Here is a 2,602-nt window from a genome sequence, read left to right on the forward strand (position 1 = left end):
AAAGCAAAATACAAGTGAGATTTTACCTACTTGCATTCTGCTTTTTTTAATTTTTGAATTAACTTAATGACATTGGGCAAGAAGCCCGATTTTCGCGGACACCCACGTATTCGTTTTGATGACATCATTGGCCGATTTTCCGGTATAAATAATCGATTCCCCGAAATCTCCTGTAGTGAGAAGATTTTTCATATAGATGACATAACGTTGAAGTACCGGCTTGTCCAGCCCGTATTTTTCCTCGATGATTTCCTGCGCCTGCTCCGGCATCTGTCCTACTTTCGCAGCAATGGGATCTCCAGGCGCCCCCGCAACCAGGAAAAAGGTGGCGGTTGCGATCAAAAACAGCGTCAGGATGGCGTAAGCCAGTCGTTTTCCAATAAATTTTAGCATCTTTTTCTCTCCCTTCATATCAGCATCTTCTTTTTACATTTCAGACTTTTCCTTTTTCTTCTGCATTTGCTGGAACAGTGTTTCTGGAACGATCATATAATGTCGTTCAATCTCTCCGCATATCTGTTCTACAGACGTTGTCCGAAATGCATCCAGGATTCTCTGATGGTTCATTTTAATAACCTCAAACGGTACAAGCGATTCCGTCTCCATCGTATAATACGCCGCCGTATTTCCACTCTCCAAAGATTTCCACACCTTGTAAAGCCTTTCACTCTGGGATGCCTTTGCAACATAAGAATGGAACTCTTCATCAAGTTCTACTACCTTGTATAGATCCCTCTCCTCGGCAGCTTTTCCAAGTTCCTCCAGATTTTTCTCCATCTGCTGTTCCAGCTCAGGTGTTAGATTTCCGGAACACATTTTTGCTGCAAGACTTTCCAATGTGGAACGTATCAGATATGCTTCCTGCATATCTTCATAGGACATCGTTTTCACGATGCATCCTTTGTGAGATTCGTATGTAACAAGCCCTTCCTCCTCAATCTGGCGAAGTGCTTCTCTCACAGGGCCTCGGCTTGTCTGAAACGCTTTAGCCACATCTGCCTCAATAATCCGCTCGCCAGGTTTGATTTCCCCATTAAGTATTTTTCTCCTCAGAATTTCCGCGACCTGCTCTCTCAGTGTTTTTCGTGATACAGCTGTTCTGACCATATTTTTCTCCTTTTTCACGTTAACTCGTGAAAATTTTCTTGTTTTTATTATACCTTGTTTGTTAAGAAAAAATCAATTGTTAACAATCTACTTTCGACAAAAATAACTACCAAAATTTCTTGCCGTTTTTTGTATATTTTCATGTTATTTTTTTGTCATATTTGTATAATACTCCTTGTTTTTTGTCGAAAATGCATGTGCTCAATGTCAACAATGTAAGAATATACAAGAAAATTTCGCACTTCTCTTATGTTCCGCTCCTGAAAAAAGAGCGCAAAAATACCACCGGCCATTTCAGACTGGTGGTATCTGTAAATCCAATTCCTTGATAAATCACAAAAAGAGACAGCTGTTTCGGTTACCCGCAATCCGTAGATTTATCAATGTATTTTATTCCTGATGCGTAAGCTTGCTTCTATGTGCATAATCCAATGTCTTGAAAACGGCATCTGAATCAGTCCTCGTATATCTTTATTGCACCAATAATCAATCAACCAAATTGCATTCTCATCATTGCTTACGACATGTAACGATTTTAAGCATTCTTTTCTTTGTTCTGATACTTTCTTTTTCAATTCGGCATAAGACAGACTTTTGAGTATCTTTTCCGTACTTGCTTTTACCTCAAAAATGTAGGAATAAAGTTCTTTCAAATTAAGCTGCATTGAAAAATCTGCGATCTGCTGTTTTACAAGTTCATTTCCCGTTGTTATGATTGGCGAATGAATCCGTTCCTGATAATTTCCTGTGCAAAATACCTGTTCGTCTTCGTTTATCAAAATGTGCGCGACTATATCTTCGATCCGAAAGATATGCCAGATGGAATATGCAATGGTTTTGCTGTGATAACCGTCTGCATGTAAAAAAGGGATTGCATGGAACTCTTCTCTATTTAATTCGCTATAGAATTCGGTTAAGACTTTCATTAGCCGGTTCCGCAGTTCAAACAATGTATCGATACCTGCCTCATAAGTATCTTTCTTCCTGATCTGTGCCTGCATTGCTTTGTTAAGTTCCGACCATTCCTTATTCATCATCGCTCCTCCAAAAAATCCATTGGTTATTCCTTGCCGCTTTCCAGCCTTTGTCTACATCATCCTTACTGCCGTGCCATTGGTGCAAAAGTCAAAGAAAACCTCCGATAAATCAGAGGTTTTCTTCACGTCATCTGGTATCCAACAGACACCCAAATATAATGCCGGCGATGGGACTTGAACCCATACGTGGTTGCCCACAACAGATTTTGAGTCTGCCTCGTCTGCCATTCCGACACGCCGGCTTTCTTGGCTTTTACAAGCCAAGATTGATTATATCACACTGTTTTTTAATTTGCAAGAACTATTTCCAAATTTTATGGGATTCCTCTATCAGCTGTCTCCCGATATCAAAACAGTCAAAAGTGGCAAAGTAGTCTGCCGGTGTCTCCGCGCGCCGGATCAGCTCGGGAGTTTGACAGTTGCATAATTAAAATAGTACGTGCAGGCCGCATAAAGCC

The 2,602-nt window shown here is 40.5% G+C and carries 3 protein-coding genes and 1 tRNA gene; all 4 read right to left on the reverse strand.

Translation table 11 applies throughout. The features are described 5' to 3' along the window. Nucleotides 1-63: 63 nt before the first annotated feature. Nucleotides 64-393 carry a hypothetical protein gene (locus ACLROL_RS12115; protein ID WP_413067942.1) on the reverse strand — a complete coding sequence of 110 codons (330 nt, stop codon included), beginning with the start codon at nt 391-393 and terminating at the stop codon, nt 64-66. 33 nt (nt 394-426) lie between these two features. Then, the gene (locus ACLROL_RS12120) at nt 427-1,107 is read right to left on the reverse strand and encodes a GntR family transcriptional regulator (RefSeq protein WP_413067943.1); all 681 of its coding nucleotides are present in this window, start codon (nt 1,105-1,107) and stop codon (nt 427-429) included. Between the two features lie 380 nt (nt 1,108-1,487). Then, on the reverse strand, nt 1,488-2,141 hold the full coding sequence (locus ACLROL_RS12125) for a phage head-tail adapter protein (RefSeq protein ID WP_087201440.1): 654 nt from the start codon (nt 2,139-2,141) through the stop codon (nt 1,488-1,490). 162 nt (nt 2,142-2,303) lie between these two features. After that, nucleotides 2,304-2,386, reverse strand: a tRNA-Leu gene (locus ACLROL_RS12130). Nucleotides 2,387-2,602 lie beyond the last annotated feature (216 nt).

It is taken from the genome of Sellimonas sp. (assembly GCF_047234585.1).
In the GTDB taxonomy this organism is placed as follows: Bacteria; Bacillota; Clostridia; order Lachnospirales; family Lachnospiraceae; genus Sellimonas; species Sellimonas caecigallum.

Excerpts from the sequence above, each read along its gene's own strand:
- ACLROL_RS12125 (WP_087201440.1), bottom strand. The coding sequence starts at position 2,141 with ATGAATAAGGAATGGTCGGAACTTAACAAAGCAATGCAGGCACAGATC.
- ACLROL_RS12120 (WP_413067943.1), bottom strand. The coding sequence starts at position 1,107 with ATGGTCAGAACAGCTGTATCACGAAAAACACTGAGAGAGCAGGTCGCG.
- ACLROL_RS12115 (WP_413067942.1), bottom strand. The coding sequence starts at position 393 with ATGCTAAAATTTATTGGAAAACGACTGGCTTACGCCATCCTGACGCTG.